16 protein-coding genes, 2 tRNA genes, 1 pseudogene and 1 riboswitch are annotated in these 25,027 nt (G+C 72.0%); of the genes and pseudogenes, 11 read left to right on the forward strand and 8 right to left on the reverse strand.

Features of this window, described 5'->3' with window-relative positions; translation table 11 throughout:
• The 4 genes and pseudogenes from AAW14_RS36235 to AAW14_RS36250 all read left to right on the forward strand — a co-directional run.
• Window positions 1-332 (forward strand): annotated as a pseudogene (locus tag AAW14_RS36235) (hypothetical protein); the annotation flags it as partial.
• Between the two features lie 245 nt (window positions 333-577).
• On the forward strand, window positions 578-2,752 hold the full coding sequence (locus AAW14_RS36240) for a DEAD/DEAH box helicase (RefSeq protein ID WP_265568698.1): 2,175 nt from the start codon (window positions 578-580) through the stop codon (window positions 2,750-2,752).
• A gap of 452 nt (window positions 2,753-3,204) precedes the next feature.
• Window positions 3,205-3,277, forward strand: a tRNA-Lys gene (locus tag AAW14_RS36245).
• A gap of 741 nt (window positions 3,278-4,018) precedes the next feature.
• Complete coding sequence (locus AAW14_RS36250) at window positions 4,019-4,516, forward strand: hypothetical protein (RefSeq protein ID WP_265568699.1); 498 nt, start codon at window positions 4,019-4,021, stop codon at window positions 4,514-4,516.
• A 197-nt stretch (window positions 4,517-4,713) separates the two neighbouring features.
• On the opposite strand, the gene AAW14_RS36255 is transcribed toward AAW14_RS36250, so the two are convergent.
• The 3 genes from AAW14_RS36255 to AAW14_RS36265 form a co-directional block, all read right to left on the reverse strand.
• A complete protein-coding gene (locus AAW14_RS36255; RefSeq protein WP_265568700.1) occupies window positions 4,714-4,917 on the reverse strand; it encodes a cold-shock protein in 204 nt (67 codons plus the stop codon).
• A gap of 468 nt (window positions 4,918-5,385) precedes the next feature.
• Window positions 5,386-6,075 carry a GTP cyclohydrolase II gene (locus tag AAW14_RS36260; protein WP_265568701.1) on the reverse strand — a complete coding sequence of 230 codons (690 nt, stop codon included), beginning with the start codon at window positions 6,073-6,075 and terminating at the stop codon, window positions 5,386-5,388.
• A 150-nt stretch (window positions 6,076-6,225) separates the two neighbouring features.
• Window positions 6,226-6,735 carry a MarR family winged helix-turn-helix transcriptional regulator gene (locus tag AAW14_RS36265; RefSeq protein ID WP_265568702.1) on the reverse strand — a complete coding sequence of 170 codons (510 nt, stop codon included), beginning with the start codon at window positions 6,733-6,735 and terminating at the stop codon, window positions 6,226-6,228.
• A gap of 53 nt (window positions 6,736-6,788) precedes the next feature.
• Here AAW14_RS36265 and AAW14_RS36270 point away from each other — a divergent pair, with 53 nt between their 5' ends.
• Both AAW14_RS36270 and AAW14_RS36275 read left to right on the forward strand, forming a co-directional pair.
• Complete coding sequence (locus AAW14_RS36270; protein WP_265568703.1) at window positions 6,789-7,949, forward strand: dihydrofolate reductase family protein; 1,161 nt, start codon at window positions 6,789-6,791, stop codon at window positions 7,947-7,949.
• 372 nt (window positions 7,950-8,321) lie between these two features.
• Window positions 8,322-8,395, forward strand: a tRNA-Met gene (locus tag AAW14_RS36275).
• Window positions 8,396-8,770: 375 nt separating this feature from the next.
• Here AAW14_RS36275 and AAW14_RS36280 read toward each other — a convergent pair.
• Window positions 8,771-9,175, reverse strand: coding sequence for a hypothetical protein (locus AAW14_RS36280; protein WP_265568704.1), 405 nt, complete (start codon window positions 9,173-9,175; stop codon window positions 8,771-8,773).
• A 69-nt stretch (window positions 9,176-9,244) separates the two neighbouring features.
• Here AAW14_RS36280 and AAW14_RS36285 point away from each other — a divergent pair, with 69 nt between their 5' ends.
• The 3 genes from AAW14_RS36285 (at window position 9,245) to AAW14_RS36295 (ending at window position 12,895) form a co-directional block, all read left to right on the forward strand.
• Window positions 9,245-10,399 carry a PP2C family protein-serine/threonine phosphatase gene (locus AAW14_RS36285; RefSeq protein WP_416223430.1) on the forward strand — a complete coding sequence of 385 codons (1,155 nt, stop codon included), beginning with the start codon at window positions 9,245-9,247 and terminating at the stop codon, window positions 10,397-10,399.
• A gap of 215 nt (window positions 10,400-10,614) precedes the next feature.
• A riboswitch (cyclic di-AMP (ydaO/yuaA leader) is annotated at window positions 10,615-10,772 on the forward strand.
• 11 nt (window positions 10,773-10,783) lie between these two features.
• Entirely contained in the window at window positions 10,784-11,818 is a 1,035-nt protein-coding gene (locus AAW14_RS36290) for a M23 family metallopeptidase (RefSeq protein WP_265568705.1), read from the forward strand.
• Window positions 11,819-11,950: 132 nt separating this feature from the next.
• Window positions 11,951-12,895: an aldo/keto reductase gene (locus tag AAW14_RS36295; RefSeq protein WP_265568706.1), complete on the forward strand. Its 945-nt coding sequence runs from the start codon at window positions 11,951-11,953 to the stop codon at window positions 12,893-12,895.
• 83 nt (window positions 12,896-12,978) lie between these two features.
• Here the strand turns inward: AAW14_RS36295 and AAW14_RS36300 are convergent, their stop codons facing one another.
• From AAW14_RS36300 to AAW14_RS36315, 4 genes are all read right to left on the reverse strand, one after another.
• Complete coding sequence (locus AAW14_RS36300) at window positions 12,979-14,319, reverse strand: PrsW family intramembrane metalloprotease (RefSeq protein ID WP_265568707.1); 1,341 nt, start codon at window positions 14,317-14,319, stop codon at window positions 12,979-12,981.
• Between the two features lie 63 nt (window positions 14,320-14,382).
• A complete protein-coding gene (gene trmB, locus AAW14_RS36305) occupies window positions 14,383-15,264 on the reverse strand; it encodes a tRNA (guanosine(46)-N7)-methyltransferase TrmB (protein ID WP_416223431.1) in 882 nt (293 codons plus the stop codon).
• Window positions 15,265-15,386: 122 nt separating this feature from the next.
• On the reverse strand, window positions 15,387-16,604 hold the full coding sequence (lhgO, locus tag AAW14_RS36310) for an L-2-hydroxyglutarate oxidase (protein ID WP_265568717.1): 1,218 nt from the start codon (window positions 16,602-16,604) through the stop codon (window positions 15,387-15,389).
• 132 nt (window positions 16,605-16,736) lie between these two features.
• Entirely contained in the window at window positions 16,737-18,158 is a 1,422-nt protein-coding gene (locus AAW14_RS36315; RefSeq protein WP_265568708.1) for an MFS transporter, read from the reverse strand.
• A gap of 738 nt (window positions 18,159-18,896) precedes the next feature.
• Here AAW14_RS36315 and AAW14_RS36320 point away from each other — a divergent pair.
• Window positions 18,897-20,981: an asparagine synthase-related protein gene (locus tag AAW14_RS36320; protein ID WP_265568709.1), complete on the forward strand. Its 2,085-nt coding sequence runs from the start codon at window positions 18,897-18,899 to the stop codon at window positions 20,979-20,981.
• A 202-nt stretch (window positions 20,982-21,183) separates the two neighbouring features.
• On the forward strand, window positions 21,184-24,555 hold the full coding sequence (locus tag AAW14_RS36325) for an AfsR/SARP family transcriptional regulator (protein WP_265568710.1): 3,372 nt from the start codon (window positions 21,184-21,186) through the stop codon (window positions 24,553-24,555).
• The last annotated feature ends 472 nt before the right edge of the window (window positions 24,556-25,027 follow it).

Below are 25,027 nucleotides of genomic sequence, written 5' to 3' on the forward strand. Positions count from 1 at the left end.
CGGCCAAGGGGGGTTCGTCCGACAAGGACGCGTCGTCCAAGGCTTCCTCGTCGCCCTCCGCGTCGGCGTCCGGTGGCGGTGCCGGGGCCAAGGGCGCCCAGCCGACCACCAAGGAGACCTCGAAGAACGGCAACGGGGGCGGCGGGGCGGTGCCTCCCCTGCCGACGAAGGGGGACCCGAGCCCTCCGCAGTCGGCGGCCCCCTCGCCGACGACCCAGCCGGACCCGGCGCCGTCCCCCACGCCCGCGGAGCCCTCGTCCTCCGCGCACGAGCAGACCACGCAACTGGTCCTGCGGGAGCCGGCTCCGCGGGCGGGGCGGCCCGCGCTGTGAGGTGACCGGAGGCGGAGCGGCCGTGTGGTGAGGGTCACCCGGGATACAGGGGGATGGGTTTGCGTTCGGTGGGGGCGGGTGCGTATGGTGGTAGATCGTTTGATCCCATTTGCCCGGCGCCTACAGGACGCGCCGCGTGTGGCGCGTACTCTCCCTTGCCGTGGCCGGACCGCATAGAGGCGGTCGATTGCGACTTCACGGATGTTTGGGCGCGTGCCGTGAACTCCGGAAGGTTCGCATTTCGCATGTCTATTGCCAGTACTGAGCACGTCGTCCTGCCCGAGGGCGACGACGCCGCTGCCGAGATCACGTTCGTCGATCTCGGTCTGCCCGAGGGCATCGTCCGCAAGCTCGCGCAGAACGGCGTCACCGTCCCCTTCCCGATCCAGGCCGCGACCATCCCGGACGCCCTGGCGGGCAAGGACATCCTCGGCCGGGGCCGGACGGGTTCGGGCAAGACACTGTCCTTCGGCCTGCCGACGCTGGCCACCCTGGCCGGCGGCCGCACCGACAAGAAGAAGCCGCGGGCCGTGATCCTCACCCCGACCCGTGAGCTGGCCATGCAGGTCGCGGACGCGCTGCAGCCGTACGGCGACGTGCTGGGGCTGAAGATGAAGGTCGTGTGCGGCGGCACCTCCATGGGCAACCAGATCTACGCCCTCGAGCGCGGCGTGGACATCCTGGTCGCCACGCCCGGCCGGCTGCGCGACATCATCAACCGCGGTGCCTGCTCCCTCGAGGACGTGCAGATCGCGGTGCTCGACGAGGCCGACCAGATGTCCGACCTGGGCTTCCTGCCCGAGGTCACCGAGCTGCTCGACCAGGTGCCGGCCGGCGGTCAGCGCATGCTCTTCTCCGCGACCATGGAGAACGAGATCCAGACCCTCGTCGACCGGTATCTGAACGCGCCGGTGAGCCATGAGGTGGACGCGGCGCAGGGCGCCGTGACCACCATGTCGCACCACATCCTGATCGTGAAGCCCAAGGACAAGGCCCCGGTCACCGCCGCCATCGCCTCCCGCAAGGGACGCACCATCATCTTCGTCCGCACCCAGCTCGGGGCCGATCGCGTCGCCGAGCAGCTGCGCGACGCCGGTGTGAAGTCGGACGCGCTGCACGGCGGCATGACCCAGGGGGCGCGCACCCGGACGCTGGCCGACTTCAAGGACGGGTACGTCAACGTGCTCGTCGCGACGGACGTCGCGGCCCGCGGCATCCACGTCGACGGGATCGACCTCGTGCTCAACGTGGACCCCGCCGGGGACCACAAGGACTATCTGCACCGCGCCGGGCGTACGGCGCGTGCGGGCCGTACGGGCACGGTCGTGTCCCTGGCCCTGCCGCACCAGCGGCGGCAGATCTTCCGGCTGATGGAGGACGCGGGCGTCGACGCCTCGCGCCACATCATCCAGGGCGGCGCCGCCTTCGACCCGGAGGTCGCCGAGATCACCGGTGCCCGGTCCATGACCGAGGTCGAGGCCGAGTCCGCCGGGAACGCCGCACAGCAGGCCGAGCGTGAAGTCGCCCACCTCACCAAGCAGTTGGAGCGCGCCGCACGGCGCGCGGCCGAACTGCGCGAGGAGGCCGACCGGCTGATCGCACGCGCCGCGCGGGAGCGCGGTGAGGACCCGGAGGCCGCGGTCGCAGCGGCTGCGGCGGGCCAGGAGGCCCCGGCTGCCCCCGCCGCGTCGCCGGTGTCCGAGACAGCGGTCGCCGAGGTCTCCGTGCCGGAGCAGCCGACCGCTCAGGACGCAGAGCGGATCGATCGGAGCGAGCGCGCCGAGCGTACGGCCGGTTCGTCGTCGTACGAGCGTCGTGAGCGCCGTGACGAGCGGGGCGGGTTCGGCCGGGACCGTGACCGCGGTGACCGCGGCTTCGATCGTGATCGTGGTGACCGTGGTTTCGACCGCCGGGACGGTGACCGCGGCGGCCGTTCGTTCGAGCGGCGTGACGACCGTGGCGGGTTCCGCCGCGACAACGACCGTGACCGTCGCCCCTCCGACCGGGGTGGCTTCGGTGGCCGCGACCGTGACCGCGGGTTCGACCGCCGGGACGGTGACCGCGGTGGGCGTTCGTTCGAGCGGCGTGACGACCGTGGCGGGTTCCGTCGCGACAACGACCGTGACCGTCGCCCCTTCGACCGTGACCGTCGCGACAACGACCGGCGTTCGTTCGACCGGCGTGACGACCGTGACCGTGGTGGCTTCCGTCGCGACGGCGACCGGCGTCCCTTCGAGCGCCGCGACGAGCGCGGGGGCCACCGGAGCAGCGACCGCCCGTTCAACCGGGACCGCCAGGGCGACCGCCCCGGCTTCCGCTCCGGCGCGCACGAGCGCCCGTACGGCCGTCGTGACGACCACCGTGGCGCGGGCGCGTTCGGCCGCCGCGACGACAAGCCGCGCTGGAAGCGCAACGGCTGACGCGGTCTGACACCGGCATCGCAAGGGCCCGTACGGCATTGGCCGTACGGGCCCTCGGCCGTTGCGGCCGTGCCCGGTCGTCCTGCGGAGCGGCACTCCCCGGCGACTCTTGGCCAAAGCATCCGCTGTGTGGTGCATGTCATGCCCCTGGATGGTCCTCGCTGAGCGAATCGCCAGGGGAATGCTCGGCCGGATCGCGGTGACCGCCCGGGGCCGACTTCGGCGCGGCGTCGTTGCTGGGCGCCCACCTGAATCCGCAGTTCGGCTTCACGGCGCCGCCCGGCGTGTGCTTTCACCCACGCCCCGGCCCGGCGGGTCCCGTAGACGCAGGTGACGGGCCGGTTCGGCGGTGGTGCCATCCGCAGGGTCTCGGTCGGCGGTGGGGCCGGGTAACCGATACCCGATCGGCGTCCCGGCTTCCTCCGGCTATGCTCGGGGAGGCAACATCGCCTGGGCCCTTAGCTCAATTGGCAGAGCAGTGGACTTTTAATCCATTGGTTGTGGGTTCGAGTCCCACAGGGCCTACAGAGAAGCCCCAGGTCAGAGGTCATCTGGCCTGGGGCTTCTGCGTGTTCCGGTGTCTCGGAGATCGCCGGCTCGGCCAGTGCTCGGCCGAAGTGCAGGCGATCATGGTCATTCGTCCTGTGCTGCCCGCGGCGCCCTGGGTCCTCGTAGCCTCGGCCCGGGAGACGCTGCCCCAGCCGGGACCCCCGACGCGGCTGGGGCAGCGTCATGTCCATAAGCGCCGGGGCTACCTACGATCTCCTGCTGCCGTCACCAGGCTGGCCGCCAGCGGCAGGCGGGCCACCAGGACCAGGTGGGGACGGCGTCGCTGCAACCAAGCCTTGATTCCTGAGTAGCTGGACGGCCTCGGGGTGACCCGACTCAAAGAGAACGGATGCGGTCTGCGCCTGCTTCCTACGGGCCTCGGACTTTGCGGCCTCACCCGTTGCCTCGCCGGCACGCTGTCCGAAGTAGAAGCCGGTGATCGTGGTCAACAAAGGCGACACGATGGCAAGGACGCCCAATAGACGCGCATTGGGATCGTAGGCAGCGCGGTACTGAGGTGGCAGTGACCCATGGCTGGTTGGCGTCGGCGGGACTGTAGGAGCTGGGTCCACCAGCCGTGGCGGCGTGTCCGAAGTCTGCGCGGCGTAGTACGCGATTCCGAACCCCCGACGTCGGTGAGAGCCGCCAAAAGATGGTGAATTGCGGGGCAACGGTGCACCCCCATTGACCCTCTGACAGGTTGCAATCGCTGAGCTGATGGGCGGCAACGGTCCGTGGAAACAGGTTCATGCCGGTCGTCTTTTCGCTGTTACCGAGCACGGGACCACCCGAAAGGGGAGACAGACGATGAGTTTTCTCAAGCGACGCGCTGCGCGTGGGGCAGTCATTGCGGCAGTCGGCATATCGGCACTCGGGCTGAGTGCGGTGACGGCTTCCGCCAAGGTCGATTACGGCTTCAAGGTGAGTCCGCACACCGTGAAGGTCGGCGCACGCGTTCACGTGAAGGGGTACGCCATGAACGACGACGACCTCTTTCAGAAATTCTGTGTGCAGCAGCGACAGGGCACCGGATCCTGGCACACGGTGAAGTGCGCCCACGGCGCGGTCTGGGACGGCGGCAAGGTCGACACATGGGTGCGGGCGGAGCACCGTGGCACGCTGCAGTTCCGCGGCGCGCTCTACGAGACGGACTGGAACTCGAAAAAGCTCCACCTGCAGATGGTCACGCCCACCGAGACCGTCAAGGTGCGCTGACCACCAAACGCATCAGGGGGTGCCGGGGCCTGTCGGAGGCCCCGGCAAGTCCCGAGCACCCAACGGGCGGGACGCCACCAAGGTAATCGGTCCTCGCACGACACGACGCCCCGCCTCCGGACCGTGCAGGTCTGGAGGCGGGGCGATGGCCGACACATACCCGGCTGGTGGAGCAATGGCCGGGTCTTCGTGCGTTGTTATGCGGGCCGGATGTGCTCCGCCTGGGGGCCCTTCTGGCCCTGCGTGATGTCGAATGTCACCTTCTGGCCTTCCTGCAGCTCCCGGAAGCCCTGGGCCTCGATGTTCGAGTAGTGGGCGAAGACGTCGGGGCCGCCGCCGTCCTGCTCGATGAAGCCGAAGCCCTTTTCCGCGTTGAACCACTTCACAGTGCCTGTAGCCATGTGCCTGTCTCCTTCGAGGGAGTCGTATCGGGCCCCGCACCGTGCGGGATCCGGAGGTGATCGCCCTGGTCCGGAGAGGCGTTAAACAGCGAAAACGCCCGTGACTGCGATCACGGGCGAACGGGACTTCGGAACCACGACTGCTGATCACGACGCTACACCGGGTGGTGGTGCTCGGCCACTGAAACACGGAGTTGGCTTCGCAGGCCTGCGTTACGGCGGTGCAGCGTATGTGACGGGACAACCTGTTGCCTCTTCAACATCTGCTGGCGGAACCCCCCTCTCACACTCGCGGCGGGCGCTGAAACTCTCGGCGCGGGGAGGGTTCGAGTGGAGAGAAAGCCGCAGTCGGAGCAGCACAGTCCGCCGGAGCAGGCTGAGCCGTACCTGGGGTACCCCCTCTGAGCTGCGAGGAAGCGCCCCGACCGGGATCATGCGGGCGGGGGCGCTTACTCGTTGCTGTGACCCCTAACCGGCTGTCAGTTCCGTCAGCGGGAGCGTGTGTTGGGTGTGGACCACCTTCGCGCGCAGGTAGCGGACGTTCTGCGCGGTGGTGAAGACGCCCGTCGGGACGCGGTGAGTGACCGTGAGACCCAGGGTGCGGAGCTGGGCCGCCTTGTCGGGGTTGTTGGAGAGCAGGTCCAGGGTGCCGATACCGAGGGCGTTCAGCATCTGCGCGGCGGCCGTGTAGTCGCGTGCGTCCTCCGGCAGACCGAGTGCGGCGTTCGCCTCGTAGGTGTCCAGGCCCTGGTCCTGGAGGGCGTATGCGTCGAGCTTGTTGTAGAGGCCGATGCCGCGGCCCTCCTGGCGTAGGTAGAGCAGGACGCCGCCCCGGTCGGCGATGCGCTCCACCGCCTCGCGCAGCTGGGGACCGCAGTCGCAGCGGGCCGAGCCGAAGACGTCGCCGGTCAGGCACTCGGAGTGCAGCCGGACGAGCGGCAGATGGCCGGCGGCGGGCTCGCCGAGGACCACCGCCACATGCTCCTGGCCGTCGGCGAGGCCGTGGAAGGTGACCAGGTCGGCGGTGACCGTGTAGCCGTCGCCGAAGCGGAGCGGGACCGTCACGCGGGTGCGGACCGTGGCGGTGGAAAGGCTGGTGGGGTTGCTGCTGTCGCTGATGGCGGTGGCGGTGGCGGTGGCGTCGCGTGCGTCGCGCATGTCTGTCGTCCTTCTCCGGGCCGATGGGTCGCGGGATGCGAAGGGTGCGCCCCATGCTTCAGATTTGAAGCACAACCTCGGTCGGAGACTGTAACCCCTGCTTTAAATTTCAAGCAACCTTATTTTTCAAGCGGCCCTTTGTCGGGTGCCTCACTCCGGGGACGAACGCCGGCGCCACGGCAGCGCGCCGCACGCCGAACGCTCCTCGCCGCTCTGGAGCGCCTGGGTGATCCGATTGCAGATCGCCTCCAGTTGGGCCACCTCCTCCGTGGTGAGGTGGTCGAAGACGGAGGCGCGGACCGTCTCGACGTGGCCGGGCGCCGTGCGCTCCAGAAGTGCCATGCCCTCGTCCGTCAGAACCGCCATGCTGCCGCGTTTGTCGGTCGGGCAACCCTCCCGGCGCACCGTGCCGTCCTTCTCCAGACGGGTGACGGCGTACGTCAGACGGCTGCGCGTGATCTTCAGCGACTCGGCGAGGTCGGTCATCCGCATGCGGTGGCCGGGCGCGTCGGAGAGGTTGGCCAGGACGGAGTAGTACAGATGCGGCATGCCGGCCTCCTGCTGCAGCTGCCGGTCGACCGCGTCCTCCAGGAGCCACGACGCGGCGAGGTACGAGCGCCAGGCGCGCAGTTCCTCGGGGGAGAGCCAGCGGGTCGTCATGCCGACAGTGTAGTTATTGTTTAAAAATTGAACCGACTACTGGAGCGCATCCCATGCCCCATCCTTACGTCCTGTTGTCCGCCGCGGTCTCCCTCGACGGCTTCCTGGACGACACCGGGCCCGAGCGGCTCCTGCTGTCCGGACCGGAGGACTTCGACCGGGTCGACGAGGTGCGGGCGGGCAGCGACGCGATCCTCGTCGGCGCGGGAACGCTGCGCACCGACAACCCGCGGCTGCTGGTCTACTCGGCCGAGCGACGGGCGGCCCGGGTCGCCGCCGGACTGCCGGAGTACCCGCTGAAGGTCACGGTCAGCGCCTCCGGAGATCTCGATCCGGACGCCCAGTTCTGGCGGACGGGCGGCGCCAAGGCCCTCTACACGACCGACAAGGGCGCGCAGCGGCTGCGGGGGCTGCTGCCGGCGGACGTGGAGGTGATCGCGCTCGGGCCGGACGTGCAGTGGCGGGCCGTGCTCGCCCACCTGGGGGACGTCAAGGGCGTGCGGCGGCTGATGGTCGAGGGCGGTGGGCAGGTGCACACCCAGCTGCTGCGGCAGGGGCTTGCGGACGAGCTGCAGCTGGTTGTCGCGCCGCTGTTCGTGGGGCAGGCGGACGCACCGAGGATGTTCGGGCCGGGGGCGTACCCGCCGGGGCGGATGCGGCTGCTGGAGACGCGGCCCGTCGGGGACGTCGTACTGATGCGGTACGTCCCCGCGGCGCCCGGTACCGGCGCCCTCGCCTCCGCCGCCGACCGGCGGTGGCTGGAGGCTGCCTGCGACCTCGCGGCGCAGTGCCCTCCGTCCCGGACGGCCTTCAGTGTGGGAGCGGTGATCGTCGCGGCCGACGGCACGGAGCTGGCGCGGGCGCACTCCCGGGAGAGCGGCGACCCCGTGGTGCACGCGGAGGAGGCGGCGCTGGCGAAGCTCGACCCGGCGGATCCGCGGCTGCCGGGGGCCACGGTGTACAGCAGTCTGGAGCCGTGCGCCCGCCGCGCCTCCCGGCCCGCGCCGTGCGCCCGGCTGATCGTCGGGGCCGGGGTACGCCGGGTGGTGACCGCCTGGCGTGAGCCGGACACGTTCGTGCGGTCCGCCGACGGGAGCGCCGTGCTGGCCGCCGAGGGCGTGGAAGTGGTGGTGCTGCCGGAGTACGGGGACCGGGCGAAGGCTCCGAACGCCCATCTGTTGCCCCCGTCGGGCCGTGTGGCCGACCGCGGCTGAGACGAGCCGGGCCCCGGCTCCGGACGTCGAGGCGCGTGACGTGGGCTGGTCCCCGATGCGGGCCTCCAGCTGAGCCTGGCGCGGGCCGGGCCTCCGATTCGGACCGTGAGGCCGTCTCCGATTCGGACCGTGAGGCCGCCTCCGATTCGGACCGTGAGGCCGTCTCCGATCCGGACCGTGAGGCCGTCTCCGATTCGGACCGTGAGGCCGTCTCCGATTCGGACCGTGAGGCCGCCTCCGATTCGGACCCCGAAATCGGCTCCTGGCCCGGGCTCGCCGGACCTTGGACGGCCGGAAAACGCTGGTGAGGGGCCACGGGCGTAAAACCCGTGCACTTCGTGTCGCGCGCATGGCGTACACTGGTCTCACCGACGCGGGGTGGAGCAGCTCGGTAGCTCGCTGGGCTCATAACCCAGAGGTCGCAGGTTCAAATCCTGTCCCCGCTACTGAAGGCCGAGGGCCGGGATCCGAAAGGGTCCCGGCCCTCGGCGTTTCCGCGCCCGGACCGCCCGGATTCCGGCTGGCCGCCGCCCTCGCGTACCCCGCCCCTCCCGCGTGCACACGGTCCACCGACGCCTTACGCCAGTCGGCCCACAGCGGTCGCCCGTCGCCTCCCCGGCGGGAAGCCTGGACGCGTGCGGCAGCAAGGAGGCGTGTTGCGGTCCGAGGAGTTGTACGACCAGGAGGCCGGCGGACGAAGGCCCGCCACACCGAACGACCGGGCTCGCGGACCGTCCGACGGGCCTTGTGACCGGACCCGCGGCCCTTCCGGCGGCCCGCACGGCCGGTCGGGCGCGCGCCGTCCCGGCGACAAGCGCCGCTCAGGCGATCCGCTGTCCGGAGGGGAGGGTCGCTCCGGTGACCTGGTTTCCGGAGGGGAGGGTCGCTCCGGTGACCTGGTTTCCGGAGGGGAGGGTCACTCCGGTGACCTGTTGTCCCGAGGCGAGGGTCAAGCCGGTGATCTGCTGTCCGGTGACGAGGGCCAAGTCGATGACGCGTTGCCCGGCGGCGACCAGCTTGGCGGTCGTCTGCCGGGCGACGGCGGCGGGCGCGGTCTTCGGATGTCCGGTGATGGCGGCCGGGCGGGTGGTCTGCTGTCCGGAGAGGGTGACGGTCGCGGTGTTCGGATGTCCGGTGACGGTGCCCGGACCGGTGTTCGACTGCCCGGCGACTGCGACTGCGACTGCGACTGCGACTGCGATTGCGACGGTTACGGTGACGGTCACGGCGACCCGACCGGTCGTCGGCTGCCGGGCAACGGAGGCGACAGGCCCGGGGGTCGGTCCGGCGGCCCCGTGCCCGAGTCCCGTCTCAGAGGCCCCCTGTGGCCGCACCCCGGTGAGTCCCAGACCCGGCGGATCTCGTATGCGCGGGCGGTCCTGCGGGCTCTGCCCGTGTTGCTCATCCTCGCCGGGGCCTGCCATGACTTCTTCACCCCGTCCGACTTCAGGGCGGGCCCCCTCTTCACCGCCGCCCCGCTGGTCGCCGCGCCCCTGTACTCGCTTCGCGGCACCCTTCTCACCGGTGTGGCCGCCGTCGTCAGCGTGCTCGCGGTTCACCTCGGGCTCGGCATCCTCGAGCAGGCCGACGCGGTCACCGAGACGGCCACCACGGTCACGGTCGCGGTCCTCGCCGTCCTCATCAACGTGCTGGTGCGCCGCAACGACGAACGCCTCGCCTCCGCCCGCGAGATCGCCGAGGCTGCTCAGCGCGCCGTGCTGCCCGAGCCCGCCGCCAGGATCGGCGGACTCGACATTGCCGCCCGGTACGAGGCGGCCCAGGCCGACGCCTTCATCGGGGGCGATCTGTACGCCGTGCAGGACTCTCCGCATGGCGTACGGCTCGTCGTGGGGGACGTGCGGGGGAAGGGGATGGGAGCCGTGGCCGCCGTCGCGGTCGTCATCGGCGCCTTCCGGGAGGCCGCCGAGCAGGAGGCGACGCCGGAGGCCGTGGCCCAGCGTCTGGAGCGGGCGCTGTCGCGGGAGGGCACCCGGCGTGACGCACTGGACGCGTTCGAGGGATTCACCACCGCGGTCCTCGCCGAGATCCCCCATGGTGCCGGTGTCGTCCGTATCGTCAACCGCGGCCACCCCGCCCCTCTGCTCCTGCTCCCCGACGGCACCCTGCGCGAACTGGAGGCCGACGAGCCCGCGCCCCCGCTCGGCATGGGCGACCTGGGCAGCTGGCCCGACCGGGCGCAGGAGTGGGCGTTCCCGCCCGGGGCGACGCTGCTCATCCACACAGACGGCGTCTCGGAGGCGCGGGACGCGCAGGGCGAGTTCTACGACCTCGCCCACCGCCTCGCCGGCCGCGTCTTCCCGGGGCCCGGCCCCCTGCTCGCCACCGTCACCGCCGGGGTTGCGCGCCACACCGGCGGCCGCGCCACCGACGACATGGCCCTGTTGGCCGTACGCCGTCCGGAGCTTCATGATCGTTGTCACGAGGTGTGAGTGATCAGCTCCCCTCCGCATAACAACTGACACACCGTCAACTACAGTGCACTCTCCGAGGCGTGGTCAACTCGCCCGTTTTTGGCCGTTCATGACACGAAAGTCCAGGTCAAAAGGCGGAAGCGATGTGCCCGAACCGCTTGGAATCAAGCATCGGCGTCTATTAACGTTCGATAACGCAGCGCGGTTGTCCCAGCCGTCACAAGAGACGGCTCCGTGCGCGCGTGCCGAATCCCGCAAGGGAGCCGGGGAACCACCACCTTGGGGTGAATCGAGCGGATACCGCCGTGTAAGCACGGTTGGTATACGCGCGTAGGAGACCTTCCTGCTCCGAACCCGTCAGCTAACCCGGTAGGCGAGAAGGAAGGAAAGGAGTGCGCCCACGTGGCGTCCAACCGGCCTGCCCAGAGCACCTCGTTCGCGCCGAACGACACACAGGCGATCGGCTTCGCATCCCGCATCGACGAGGGCCCCTGGGAGGAGTGGAACCCCACCGAGGAGTCCCTCCGCCCCGTCCGTGGCCGGCACCGCGTCACCAAGCAGCGCGGGGGCGGATTCGCGCGCAGCTCCACCGTCCTGGGCGTCGGTGTGATGGCCGCCGTCGGTGCGGGCGGCATGGCCACCGCGCAGACCGGAAAGCCGCCGGTGTCCATCTCCCTGCCGGACGTCTCCTCCGTCACGGACTCGGCCAAGGCGCTCATCGGCGAGGACACCGGCACCCCCAAGGGCTCCGCCACCGCCCTGAGCACCGCGGGAGTGACCACCGACGCCGCCGCCGCGGGCACCAAGGACGCGGGGGAGGCGCTGCGCGCCCGGATCATCCAGCAGGCCGAGTCCCAGCAGGACCAGGTCACCACCGCGGCCGCGCAGGCCGCCGAGGCCGCCGCCGCGAAGCAGGCCGCCGCCGACGCCGCCAAGGCGCAGGACGACGCGAAGGCCAAGGCCGCCGCCGACAAGCAGCAGGCGGAGGAGGAGGCCAAGAAGAAGGCCGAGGCGGCGAAGCTGGCCGAACTGGCCACGCAGTACTCGCTCCCGACCTCCTCGTACACGCTGACCTCCCGCTTCGGCGACGCCGGTTCCATGTGGTCCTCCGGGTACCACACCGGCCTCGACTTCGCCGCGCCCACAGGCACGCTCATCAAGGCGATCCACAGCGGCACCATCACCTCCGCCGGCTGGGCGGGCTCCTACGGCTACCGCACGATCCTCACCCTGGACGACGGCACGGAGCTGTGGTTCTGCCACCAGTCGTCGATCAGTGTCAGCGTGGGGCAGAAGGTGTCCACGGGCGACGTCATCGGCCGCGTGGGCGCTACCGGCAACGTGACCGGGCCGCACCTGCACCTGGAGGTCCACCCGAACGGCGGCAGCGCTATCGACCCGATGGCATGGCTGCAGAGCAAGGGGCTCAACCCCTGACAACTGCTCTCCTCCCGAACCCCGGCGGTCCTGACGACACCCCCCCGACGTCAGGGCTGCCGGTCGGGTGAGGAGAGTGCGGGTGAGGAGAGTGCGGAATACAGGCTTCTGAGGCAGAAGTTGAAGCAGGGCATGACGTCTCTTCGCAAGCTCGGCTCATCCGACCTCGAGGTCTTCCCCCTCTCCCTCGGCGGCAAGGTCTTCGGCTGGACCGCCGACGAGGCCCAGTCCTTCGCCGTTCTCGACGCCTACACGGCGGCGGGCGGCAACTTCGTCGACACGGCCGACGTGTACTCGGCGTGGGGCCCCGGCAACAAGGGCGGTGAGTCCGAGACCGTCATCGGCAAGTGGCTCAAGGCACGCGGCAACCGCTCCGATGTCGTCGTCGCGACCAAGGTCAGCCAGCACCCCGAGTACCGGGGCCTGACCGCCGCCAACATCAAGGCCGCGGCCGACGCGTCCCTGCGCCGCCTGGACACCGACTACATCGACCTCTACTACACGCACTTCGACCAGCCCGAGGTGCCGGTCGAGGAGATCATCGGCGCGCTCGACGACCTGGTGAAGGCGGGCAAGGTACGCGCCATCGGCGCCTCCAACATCTCCGCCGAGCGCCTGCAGGAATCCCTCGACTTCTCCGACCGGGAGGACCTGGCGCGGTACGTGGCGCTGCAGCCGCACTACAACCTGGTCTCGCGGGACACGTACGAGGGTGCGCTGCAGGGCGTCGCCTCCCGTGCCGGTCTCGCGGCCGTCCCGTACTTCGCGCTCGCGTCGGGCTTCCTGACCGGCAAGTACCGGCCGGCTACGACGGTGGAGTCGGCGCGGGCCGAGGGTGCGGCCAAGCATCTGGAGACCGAGCGCGGACAGCGTGTTCTGGCGGCGCTCGACGAGGTCGCGCAGGCGCAGGGTGCGGAGGTCGCGACGGTGGCCCTGGCGTGGCTGGCGGCCCAGCCGACGGTCGCGGCCCCGATCGCCTCCGCCCGCAACGTGGAGCAACTGCCGGCCCTGCTGGCGGTGCGAGACCTCACGCTGACGGATGAGGAAACGGCGAAGCTGACGACGGCGTCGGCTTAACCGCTACTGGAGGCCGCCCCTGCCCGTAGCAGTGCGCGCCCTCGTCCGCAGCTCGGCCCGGTGGTACCGAACCGGTCGTGCCTCTACGAACGATAGGGGTTGTATCCGGGATACGGCGTTGCCGGGCCGTACTGCTGTGGCCCGTACTGCTGTGGTCCGTGCAGCGGCATGTGTCCGTATCCGGGCCATACCGCCGGCGCCACCGGGGTCGTGGCCCGGGCGGCATGTGCCAGTGCCGGGCGCGCCACGTCCCGCCGTGCCCAGAGCTCGGAGAGCAACTCGCGTTCCCGTACGACGAAATCGGCCCCCGCCCGCCCTCGCCGCGCCCGGTGGCGCAGGAACGCCAGCGACGTCGCGTACGCCTCGTACTCCGCCACCGAGCGCGCCGCCGCCTTCCCGGCGTGGTGGCGTGCGTGCTCCCGGGCCAGCCGCCGTGCCCGCATGGAGCCGAGCGCAAATGGCTCCACCGGTCCCAGCCACCCGGCCGTCGCGTACGCGGGCAGTTCCTCCCGCACGGTCCTCAGCTCCCGCTGCCGCGTCCAGACGACCAGCCACGTCAGCAGGCCGAACGCGGGCACCATGAACGAGGCGTACACCGCGATGAACCCGAACTCGCCGAACGTCGACGATCCGTTCCACATGGCGTGCATGCCCATCGCGAGCAGCAGCCCGACCAGCGGCATCAGCGCCCGGCGCACATGCTGGCGCTCCGCCGACAGCGCGGCGATGCCGAAGCCGATCCCGGTGAGCACGGTGAACAGCGGATGCGCGAAGGGCGACATCACCACGCGGACGAAGAAGGTCGCGGCCGTCACGGACACGAGCCCCTGCCCCCCGCTCAGCTGGTCCGTGCCGAAGGCGGTGCCCAGATAGAGGATGTTCTCGGTGAAGGCGAAGCCGGTCGCGGTGACCCCGGCGATCACCACCCCGTCGACGATCCCGGTGAAGTCCCGTCTGCGGAAGAGGAAGACCAGAAGCACGGCCGCCGCCTTCGCGGACTCCTCGACGACGGGCGCTATCACGGTCGCGCCGAGCGTGTCGGCGCTGTTCGGATCGGCGATCGCCGTCGCTATCCATCTGGTCGCGAAACTGTTGGCGACGATCGCTATGAGCGCGGCTGCGCACGCGCCCCACGCGAAGGCGAAGAGCAGGTTCCGCCAGGGCCCGGGCTCCACCCGGTCCAGCCAGCGGAAGGCGGCCACGAGAAGCGGCACGGGCAGGACCGCGAGGCCCAGACCGACCAGGAACCCCTCGGTGCCGGTCTGCTGCCGCACGAGGGCAAGGATGACGAGCCCGGAGAGCGCGAGCAGTGTGATCAGGCCGCCGTAACGCACCCACCGCATCTGCCACCAGTGCGCGTGCCCGCGAGCGTGCCCGTCGGCGTTGCTGTCGGGCTGCGTCGGATACGGGGGAGGGGTGGCCACGGCATCGACCCTAACGAGGGAGGGGCACCGCCCGCGACGGTGCCGGGGCGCACCGTGGGGCGCTCAGTCGCCGGCGGACGGCCGGTCTCGGTGCTGTACGCGCCGGAACAACAGGTCGTTCACGACATGCCCCTTGTCCAGTCCCTGACCCTCGAAACGGGTCAGTGGACGGAAGCCGGGACGCGGCGCGTACCCGCCGTCGGGCTGTGTGTTCTCGAAGTCCGGGTGCGCGGTGAGCACCTCGAGCATCTGCTCGGCGTACGGCTCCCAGTCCGTCGCACAGTGCACCAGCGCGCCCGGCGCGAGACGGGTGGCGGCGAGCGTGAGGAATTCGGGCTGGATGAGCCGCCGCTTGTGGTGGCGCTTCTTGGGCCAGGGGTCGGGGAAGTAGACCCGCAGCCCGTCGAGGGAGCCGGGGGCGAGCATCTCGCGGAGCAGGATGATCGCGTCGCCGTTCCCGACCCGGATGTTGGACAGTCCGTTCCGGTCGGCGAGATTGAGCAGATTGCCCTGGCCGGGCGTGTGCACGTCCACGGCAAGGATGTTGGTGCCGGGGTCCGCGGCGGCCATCTCAGCGGTGGCCTCGCCCATGCCGAACCCGATCTCGAGCACGACGGGGTTCGTGTTCCCGAACAGTTCCGCCAGGTCGACGGTCCGCTGTCCGTCGATGTCCAGCCCCCGGGTGGGCCAGAACCGCTGCAGCGCGTCGGCCTGCCCGGCCGTCACCCGGCTCCGCCGGGGCTGGAAGCTCCGGATCCGCCGCTCGAAGTGCGATCCGGCGGGATCGGCCTTCGGCCCGTCGGGGAACCGGGGCTCACCCTTGGCCCGGGCGTGACGCACGGAGGAAGGGGGGGTGTGCGAAGGGCCCGCCCCGCTGGTACGGCAGCTCTGACCGCCGAAGGCGGCCTCGGGGTCTTCGGAGACGAAATTGAGGGAGTCAGACACAGTGGCTTCAATTTTAGGGCCTGGTTCGCCATGGTCTTCGGGGCCCGTGTCGCCGCGGCCGGTCTCGCTCCGGCTCGGTCCCGAGTCCCGCCCCCGGGCACCGGCTCACCTCTGGCGCCGGCTCACCCCTGGCCCAGTACCGCCAACGCTCTGCGTGCCACCTCCCTGCCGATCGGCAGGGACGCGGTCGCTGCCGGTGACGGTGCGTTCAGCACATGTACCGTCCGGGCGCCCTCCCTGATCAGGAAGTCGTCCACCAGCGTTCCGTCCCGCAGCACGGCCTGCGCCCGGACTCCCGCCGGAGCGCGCACGAGATCGTCTGCCTCGGCCCCCGGCAGCAACCGCCGCACCGCCTCCGTGAACGCCCCCTTCGACACCGACCGCCGCAGCTCTCCCGCTCCGTACCGCCAGTGCCGCCGCGCTATCCGCCATGATCCCGGCCAGGTCACCGTGGCGCCCAGCTCCCGTGGTCGTACGACCCCCCAGCCGTACCCCTCGCGCGCCAGCGCCGGCACCGCGTTCGGCCCGATGTGCACCTCTCCGTCGGTCCCCCGGGTCAGATGCACCCCGAGGAACGGGAAGGCCGGGTCCGGCACCGGATACACCAGTCCCCGCACCAGCTCGGGCCGCGCCAGCTCGTAGTACTCGCCGCGGAACGGCACGATCCGCACGCCCGGGTCGTCCCCGGTCAGGCGGGCCACCTCGTCGCAGTGCAACCCGGCACAGTTGACCAGCACGCGGGCGCGGAGCACGGTCCCGTCGCCCGTGCGCACGGCGACCCCCAGCGAGGGGCGGCGGTCGATCCGTACGGCCTGAGCCCCGTACCGGATCTCCGCCCCCGAGGCCTCGCCCAGCTGCCGGGCCACCGCCACGAAGTCGCAGATCCCGGTCGTGCCGACATGGATGGCCGCGAGGCCTCGCACCTCCGGTTCGTACTCCGCTATCTGGGCGGGGCCCAGCTCTCTGACGGGAATGCCGTTCTCCCGGCCGCGCTGGACGAGCGCATGCAGGCGTGGCAGCTCCTCACGGTCCGTCGCGACGATCAGCTTGCCCGTGACGGCGTGCGCGATGCCGTACTCCGCGCAGAACTTGACCATCTCGGCGGCTCCCCGCACCGCGTACCGCGCCTTCAGGGAGCCGGGGCTGTAGTAGATCCCGCTGTGGATGACCCCGCTGTTGCGCCCTGTCTGGTGGCGGGCCGGGCCGGGCTCCTTCTCCAGGACCGTCACCCGCGTGCCCGGCGCGACACGCGTGATCGCATACGCCGTCGACAGACCGACGATTCCGGCACCGATCACCAGCACGTCGCAGTCGTAAGCGATCTCCCGCACCTGCTCCACCTCCCGGTTTCGATAGTGCACTGTGCCACTGACAATGCCCTCAAACCCGGGAGGCGCCGAAAGGCCGAGCAGGTCACGCGGTCACGCCGGACGCCCGCGGGCGGGCCGGGGGCCGTCGGGCCCCCGGGACGCTCAGGCAGGTGCCATCAGCAGTGGCCGGGCACGCTCCCGCAGCTCCGCCACGCGCGGCTCGTCCCCGTACGGCTCCAGCCGGTGCAGCAGATCGCGCACGTACTCGGTGGTACGCGCCGAAGATATGCGTCCGGCGACTTCGACCGCCCGTACGCCCTGCTCGCAGGCCGCGTCCAGGTTGCCCGACTCGAGCTCGGCGACCGCCGAGACCACCAGCCGGAGCCCGTGGGAGCGCACGAACTCCTCCGTGGGCCGCGACAGGGCCTGCTCGGTGAAGCGACGGACCTGGCGGGGCGCCTTGAGGTCGCGGTAGCACTCGGCGGCGTCCGCGGCGAAGCGGTCGTACGAGTAGAAGCCGAGCCACGACGGGTCGTTGTCGCCGTCGCGCGCCCGCTCCAGCCAGCCCTCGGCGGCCTTCAGGGCCGCTCCGGCCGCCTGGGCGTCACCACCGCGCGCGTGTGCGCGTGCCTCGACGAGACGGAAGAAGCTCATGGTGCGGGCCGTGGCCAGGCCGCGGTTGCGCTCCAGGGCGGCCTGGGCGAGGTCGACGCCCTCGTCGCCGAAGCCCCGGTAGGTCGCCTGGAGCGACATCGAGGCCAGGACGTAGCCGCCCAGGGGCACGTCGGCCGCCGCGCGCGCGAGTCGCAGTGCCTGGATGTAGTAGCGCTGGGCGGCCTCCTGCTGGCCGGTGTCGAAGGCCATCCAGCCGGCGAGGCGCGTCAGTTCGGCGCTCGCCCCGAACAGCGCGCGGCCCACTTCGTCCGAGTACGAGCCGAGCAGCAGCGGCGCCGCCTCCACCCGTAAACACTCGGGCACCATCGAGGAACGCCAGTCACCGCCCCCGTACTTGGAGTCCCAGCGCCTGGCGTCCTCCGCGGCCTCGCGGAGCTTCTGGACATCGCTGTGGCCGACCTTCAGGGGTGCTCCGGACCCGTCGCCGGGGCCGGGGTCGCGCGCCACCGAGCTGTCGGCCGGGGTTATCAGCCAGCGGGAAGCTGGGGTGGCGTAGGCGCTCACCGCGAAGGATCCGGCCAGCGACTGCCAGATGCCGCCGCCGGTCCGGCGCCCGGCGAGGTCGAGGCGGTACAGCTCCGTCGCCGACTTCACCGCCTGTCCGACGTCCCGGGGGAAGGCGAGGCCCACTTCCGGTGCGGGATCCGCGTCCGCCAGACCGATCTCGTGGAGCGGTACGGGGCGGCCGAGCTTCTGGCCGATGGCCGCGGCGATGAGGTGGGGCGCGGCGCCCTGCGGCACCATGCCCTTCGACACCCAGCGCGCCACCGAGGTCTTGTCGTAGCGAAGAGTCAACCCGCGTTGGGCGCCAAGGTCGTTGACGCGCCGGGCGAGTCCTGCGTTGCTGATTCCCGCGAGGGCGAGAACGGCGCCGAGCTTTTCGTTCGGCCCGCGTTGCTCCCTGGACATGCGCCACCCCTCGACACAGACGGCTGCCGCGGCGGTGGCATAACCGCGCGGCATTCGTAAACCCAGCGTAGTTCGCCGCATCCCATGCGTTAAGGGGCGTAAATCCGGATGGCGGGATTGTGGTCCGTACCTCAGCACGGAGTGTTGCGGCGCGCTCCCGATGTGTGGCTGTGCGCCCGTCCGTGCGCTCTTCTCCGGCCACCGGGGGAGCGGTTCCATGGGCCGTGCGTGGGTCGGCCCGCTGTACTGGATCCAGTGGGCTGGGGGACACCGCCGCCTTCATCCCCGCGGGCGGCGGACCGGTCCGGGAGGCGAACTCCGCCTCCCGGACTGTGCGTTGCACGCGGCCTTACGCAGCGTGCGCAAGCCTGGCCATCCGCGGCTGATTTGGCCGAAAATCGACGGTGGATTTCGGGGGCGATCAAGCCCCCGACCACGGCTGTTGAGGGCGCGAAGGGCGTCCTGGGGGAGCGAATCGGGGGCGCATTCGCGTCGCTGAACCTTTCCAGCCGCCCTGCGCGAACAGGGAGTTCACCGACTCGGGAGCGGCCTCGTCGGCCTCGTCCGCCGCCGGGGCGCCGGAGCCGATGTCGACGCGCCCGTCGGCGCATTCGCGTTCGCAAGGGCGCGTTCCGGGGCGCGCAACGCGTGACACACGCCCTCCAGTGCGCATTCTTCGTGGCAGCATGGGAGCCGTTCGTACGGTGCACTGGTTGTCCACAGCCTGTGGAGGCGTCGATGCGGTGGTTGGTGGGATGGAGCAGCACCGCCGCTGGAGCAGCCGAGCCAGGATCGGCTGGAGCCACCGGACACGACGGCGAGACCGTGCACCCGGTGGGCTCCCAACTCCTGTGGGGCGACCCCGATCCGCTGTGGGCGGTCGGCGACTGGCGCCCCGACGAGGTCCGCGTCGTGAAGGCCGACGCGCAGACCCGGATCGCCGTCCTGGGCACGTGCGGAGCCACCGACGAGGAGTTGCGCGTGGGTCTCTTCGCCGCACGGGGAGGGGCACTTCGCCATCTGACCGCCTGGCCGGGCAGTTACACCGCCGTCGTCCAGGTGGGGCGCAGGATCACGGTGTGCGGGGACCTCGCGGGTGCCCGGCCGGTGTTCTACACGCCCTGGGCGGGCGGCACGGCGTACTCGACGGCCGCGCTGCCCCTCGCCGACCTCATCGAGGCCAACCTGGACTTCGGGCACCTGGCGGCCCTCCTCGCCGCCCCCGACGTTCCGGCCGCGGTGCACGACTCGACCCCGTACGACGGCGTACGGCGCATCCCGCCGGGGCATGCGCTCGTGCTGCGCGCGGGAGCCCGCGAGATCGCGGGGTACGAACCCGTCGCCTCCCTCGCGGTCGCCGCGCCGTCGGCGGACCCGGCCGCCGCGGTGGACGCGGTGCGCGACGCCCTCGTCGAGGCCGTACGCGCGCGCCTGGCGGCTCCCCGGCACGTGCCGGGCGCCGACATCGACCCCGGGCCCGTCCCCGGGATGGGCCCGGCGGAACGCCGTGCCGCGCGTGGGATGCCCGTCCCCGGAATCGGCGCGGACCTCTCCGGAGGGCCGGCCTCGGGCACGCTGGCACTGCTCGCGGCCGGACTGCCCGGGATGCCCGGCACGATCCTCGGACACGGCACCGGAGCCGGGGAGCGTCTGCTGGCCGTCACCTTCAACGACCTCGCCGTCAGGGGCCGCGAGGCCGAACTGGAGCGGGCCGGCACGCTGGCGGCCAATCCCCGGCTGCACCACGTGGTGGTGACCGGCGGCGAGGAGGTGCTCCCCTACGCCGACCTGGAGGTCCCGCTGACGGACGAGCCGGGCCCGTCCCTGGTGACGGCGGCCAGGCACCGCGCGCGGCTGGCCTCGGGCAGCGCGGACCATTTCACGGGCTACGGCGCGCGCCAGGTCCTCGACGCGCATCCGGCCCGTCTCGCGGACCTGCTGATGGACCGCAAGCGGCGTCATCTGGTGCGCCCCGTGGCCGCGTTGGCGAAGGCGGACGGCTCGGTGACGGTCCCCGCGCGCGTGTACGGGGCGGCGCGCAGGCTGGCCCGCACGCCGTACCGGGCCGGCGTCGACGCACTCGCCGACCGGCTGATGCAGCGGAGGTTCGAGGAGCCGGGGGGTGCCGTGGGGGCGTCGCTCGCCGCCCTCACCTGGGCAAGACCGGGACCCGCCGCTCGCTGGCTGACCGGCGAGGCCCTCGCTGAAGTATCGGTTCGTCTGCAAGGAGCCGGGTGGCGGCCGGGGGTCGGTCCGGGGCAGCGCCCGGGCGACTTCCGCGCGCGTGCGGCGCTCGCGAGGCATGCGGCGGATCTACGGGTGCTGGAGCAGGCCGCCGAGATCCGCTCCCAGCGACTGCACGCGCCGTTCCTGGACAACCAGGTCGTCCGCGCGTGCCGGGTGCTTCCGGAGGCACTGAGGGTGCAGCCCGGGGCACGGGCGGCGATCCTGCGCACGGTCCTGGAGGGTGCGGGGGTCGGTCCCCTGCCGTCGGGCTGGGGCGCCCCCTCGCACGCGTCGTCGGCGGCCGCCGCCCGCGCGGGCCTGCGACTGGCCGCGGACTCCCTGGTGGCCCTGTTCGACACACCGCTGCTGGCGGAGGCGGGCCTGGTGGAGGCCCGGGTGGTCCGCAAGGCGGTGCGGTCCGCGGCGGCCGGCGCCCCGGTCCCTCTGGACGGCTTGGCGGACCTGGTCTCCCTGGAACTGTGGCTGCGCCGCCTGCTGGCCCGCCGCGGCACCTGCTGGACGGGCACTCCGGCCCGCGCCCGCGCCGTACCGGCGGGGATCTCGGCACGGGGGCGCGCGCTGGGGGCGGGGGCGTAGGAGCAGCGGCTCCCCTTCCCCTTCCCCTTCCCCTCTTCCCCCTTTCGCCCATTCCCTCCGGAAGCCCGTCCTGAGGCAACTCCGTCCTCCGCGGCAGGCTTCGCCACCCGCAGCGGGCCCCGCCCGGACCGAGCCGCCCGGCTCCGCGGCTCCTCGAACAAACCCCGTGCCCCACGCAGCCGCCCCCGGTGAGAATGGGCCGGTGCAGTACAGGATTCTGGGCGTCGCCCAAGCAGAGGACGACCAGGGAACTCCCGTACCGGTCGGCGGCCCCCGCGTCCGCGCGCTTCTCACCGCCCTGGCCCTGCGCCCCGGCCGCAGCACCGCCCCGCAGACGCTGATCGACGAGGTCTGGGCCGACGACCCGCCGTTCGACGCCCCGGCCGCCCTCCAGGCGCTCGTCGGCCGCCTCCGCCGCGCCGTCGGCCGGGACGCGGTCGCCTCGGAACCCGGCGGCTACCGGCTCGTCGCCACCCGCGACACCGTGGACCTCTTCGTCTTCGAGGACCTCGTGCAGCGGGGCACCAAGGCCCTCGCGCACGGCGACGCGGCCGCCGCCGCGCGCGATCTCCGCGATGCCCTCACCCTGTGGCAGGGCCCGGCCCTCGCCGACCTCCCCGACCGCGGCGCCGCCGCCCGCCCCGAGGCCCTCCGTCTTTCGGCGACTCGCTCCCTCCTCGACGCCGAACTGCGCCTGGGCCGCGCCCCCGACGTCGTACCCGAGCTGATGGAGCTGACCAGGGCCCATCCGTACGACGAACCCCTGCACGCCCACCTCATCCGCGCCCTGCGGGCCACGGGCCGCGCCGCCGACGCCCTGGCGGCGTACGAGGGCGTACGCCGTGCACTGGCGGACGGACTGGGCACGGATCCGGGCCCGGAACTCCAGGCCCTGCACGCCGAGTTGCTGTCCCCCGAGCCGACGACGCCTCCGCCTCCGCCGTTGCCTGCGCCTGCGCCGGACGAGCGCCGGAGCCCTGCCCCCGCGGCCCACTGCGCCTCCCGTGCCGCACGCACCGGCAATCTCCGCCCCCGGCTGAACTCCTTCGTCGGCCGGGAGCTCGAACTCGAGGCCATCCGTTCCGAACTGGACCGGGCCCGCCTGGTCACCCTCACCGGACCGGGCGGCTCCGGAAAGACCCGTCTCGCCGAGGAAGCCGCCGCCGGGCTGCCGCAGGCGTGGCTGGCCGAGCTGGCCCCGCTCGACCGGCCGGATGCGGTCCCCGCCGCGGTGGTCAGTGCCCTCGGTCTGCGCGAGACCGTGCTGATCACCAATGAGATGGCGGTGCCACAGGATGATCCGGTGGCCCTGCTGATCGAGTACTGCGCTCCACGCAGCGAACTCCTGATCCTGGACAACTGCGAACATGTGATCGACGCCGCGGCCGAGCTCGCGGAGACCCTGCTGACGCACTGCCCCGGCCTCACCATCCTTGCCACCAGCCGCGAACCCCTGGGCGTGCCCGGCGAGTCGGTCCGTCCCGTCGAGCCCCTGCCACCCGATCCCGCGCGCCGCCTCTTCCTGGAGCGTGCGGCGGCCGTGCGCCCCGACGCGCCCGCCGCCCATGACCAGGAGGCCGTGGAGGAGATCTGCCGCCGTCTCGACGGCCTGCCCCTGGCCATCGAGCTGGCCGCGGCCCGCCTCCGGCTGCTGACCGCCCGGCAGATCGCCGACCGCCTCGACGACCGCTTCCGGCTCCTCACCTCCGGAAGCCGTACGGCCCTGCCCCGCCAGCAGACCCTGCGCGCGGTCGTCGACTGGTCCTGGGACCTGCTCGACGAGCGCGAGCGCACCGTACTGCGCGAGGTCTCCTTCTTCGCCGGCGGCTGGGACCTCACCGCGGCCGAGGCCGTGTGCACCGAGCCCGCCGCCGAAGTCCTCGGGGCGCTCGTCGACAAGTCACTGATCCTCGCGACCCCTTACGACGGCGCCGGTGGTACGGACATGCGCTACCGCATGCTGGAGACCATCCACGAATACGCCATCGAGCGCGCCGCGGAGCTTCCCGGGCCGCGCGCCGCGGCGGAACGCCGCCACCGCGCCTGGGTGCGGGCGCTGGTCGAGGAGGCCGATCCCAGACTGCGTTCGGCCGACCAACTCCCGTGGATCCGCCGCCTGGAGACGGAACTCGACAACATCCGGGCCGGGCTGCACCGTGCGATCGCCGCCGGTGCCGAGGAGGAGGCCGCCGCCATGGCCCTCGCATCGGGCTGGTTCTGGTGGCTGCGCAACTACCGCCGTGAGGGCGCGGAGTGGCTGGACCGCGTCCTGAGCCTGGGAGCGGCCCTGGACGCGCGCGCCTCGGACGGCCGGGCGCGGCCCGCGGCGCCATCCGCCCTCGACGCTCTGGAAGGGCTCGCCGCGCCCGATCACATCGACGCATTCCTCGCCGGTGCCGACATCGAGGAACGGCATCCCCTCCACGCGACGCGGATGAAGCTGCGGTTGCTGCACCTGTTCCTCGTCTCGGAATCCCGTTCGGGCGACTCGATGCGCGACGAGAGGGCGCGGCGGTACGTCGCCCGGGTGCGCGCGGGCTTCGAGCGGGGCGGCCCGGACGCCGCCCGGCTGCCCGGCATTGTCTGGCCGTGGACGGCGTACCACCTGGGTGACTCCTACGACCTGTGGAAGGCCATGGAGGCGACCCTCGCCAACTGCCGCAGATACGGCGGTGACTGGGAGATCGGCGTCAGCCTCATGCTCCGCACGCACATGCTCGTCGACTACCCGGGCGGCCTGGACGGCGTGGACGCCGACATCGCCGAGCTGCGTGCGATCAGCCGCCGGGTCGGCGACCGCTGGATGCGCGCCCAGGTGTGCAGCGCGGTCGGCGAGGCGGCGATGGGGCGCGGCGTGCTCCAGGAGGCGAAGGGCGAGTACGAGGAGGCGCTGCGGCTCGCCCAGGTGGTGGGGGCGTATGCGGAGACCCCGTTCCTGCTCGCCCGGCTCGGCGAGATCGCCTACCGCGACGGGAAACGGGCCGACGCGCTGACAGCCCTTGACGAGGCCGACGGCGCCGCCGACCGGTACGGCGTGCAGGACGCCCGCGCATATGTGCGTCTGCTGCGCGCGCAGATGGCGCTGGACGACGGGGAGACCGCACGGGCACGTGAGTGGTGGGAGCAGACGCGGGCGGAATCGGCCCGGGGGACGCCGCCCCCGCAGTTCATCGCCGCGCTGAACGGCCTCGACGCGCTCGTCACGATCGCCGAGTCCGGCCCGGAGTCCGGACTGCCGAAGCTGGCCGACGCGCTGCGCCGGGCGGTGGACGACCGGTGCGCGGAGGCGGTGACGGCGGGTCTCGTGGACCTCGCGGCGAACGTCCTGGCAACCCTGTGCGAGCATGCCCGCGCGGTTCGGCTGCTCGCCGCGGCCGACAACTGGCGCGGGCCGACCGTGCGCCCGGAACGGGAGCGCGCACGGGCCGAGCGGACGGAGACCGCCGCGTTGGGGGCGCTGGGCCGGGCCGGTTTCGAGGCCGAGCGCGCGAAGGGCGCGGCGTTCACCCCGGACGACGTCCTACGGGACCTCGCGCAGGCGTCCGAGAACCATTCGGCCCGTCCCACCGGCTGAACCGGGCCGCATGCCGCGCTCGCCGGTCGCAGGACGGTCCGGCTGGTCGTCCGGCGGACGGGCACCACCCGGTCACGGCCTGACCGGCGCTGACCGCCCCGTCCGCGCGCCTCGGCGAATACACGCCCTTTCCAGGACAGGCCCGCTCACGGCACCGCCGTTCCCGGGCACCGCCGTTCCCGGGCACCGCCGTACCCGGACACCACCGTTTCCGGACAGGTCCGTTCCCGGACACCGCCGTTCCCGGGCACCGCCGTTTCCGGACAGGTCCGTTCCCGGACACCACCGTTTCCGGACAGGTCCGTTCCCGGGCACCGCCGTTCTCGGACAGGTCCGCTCACGGATACGTCCGTGCAGGGACATGCCAGCTGACGGACGTCCGCTCGCGACACGCCGCCGTCCGCCGTGTCGCGTCCCGCGCGCGGGCGATGCAGCGTCCGCGCCCGGGAGCCACGTCACCGGAAGAGGCCCG

The sequence above is a fragment of the Streptomyces hygroscopicus genome (genome assembly GCF_026168105.1).
In the GTDB taxonomy this organism is placed as follows: domain Bacteria; phylum Actinomycetota; class Actinomycetes; order Streptomycetales; family Streptomycetaceae; genus Streptomyces; species Streptomyces hygroscopicus_D.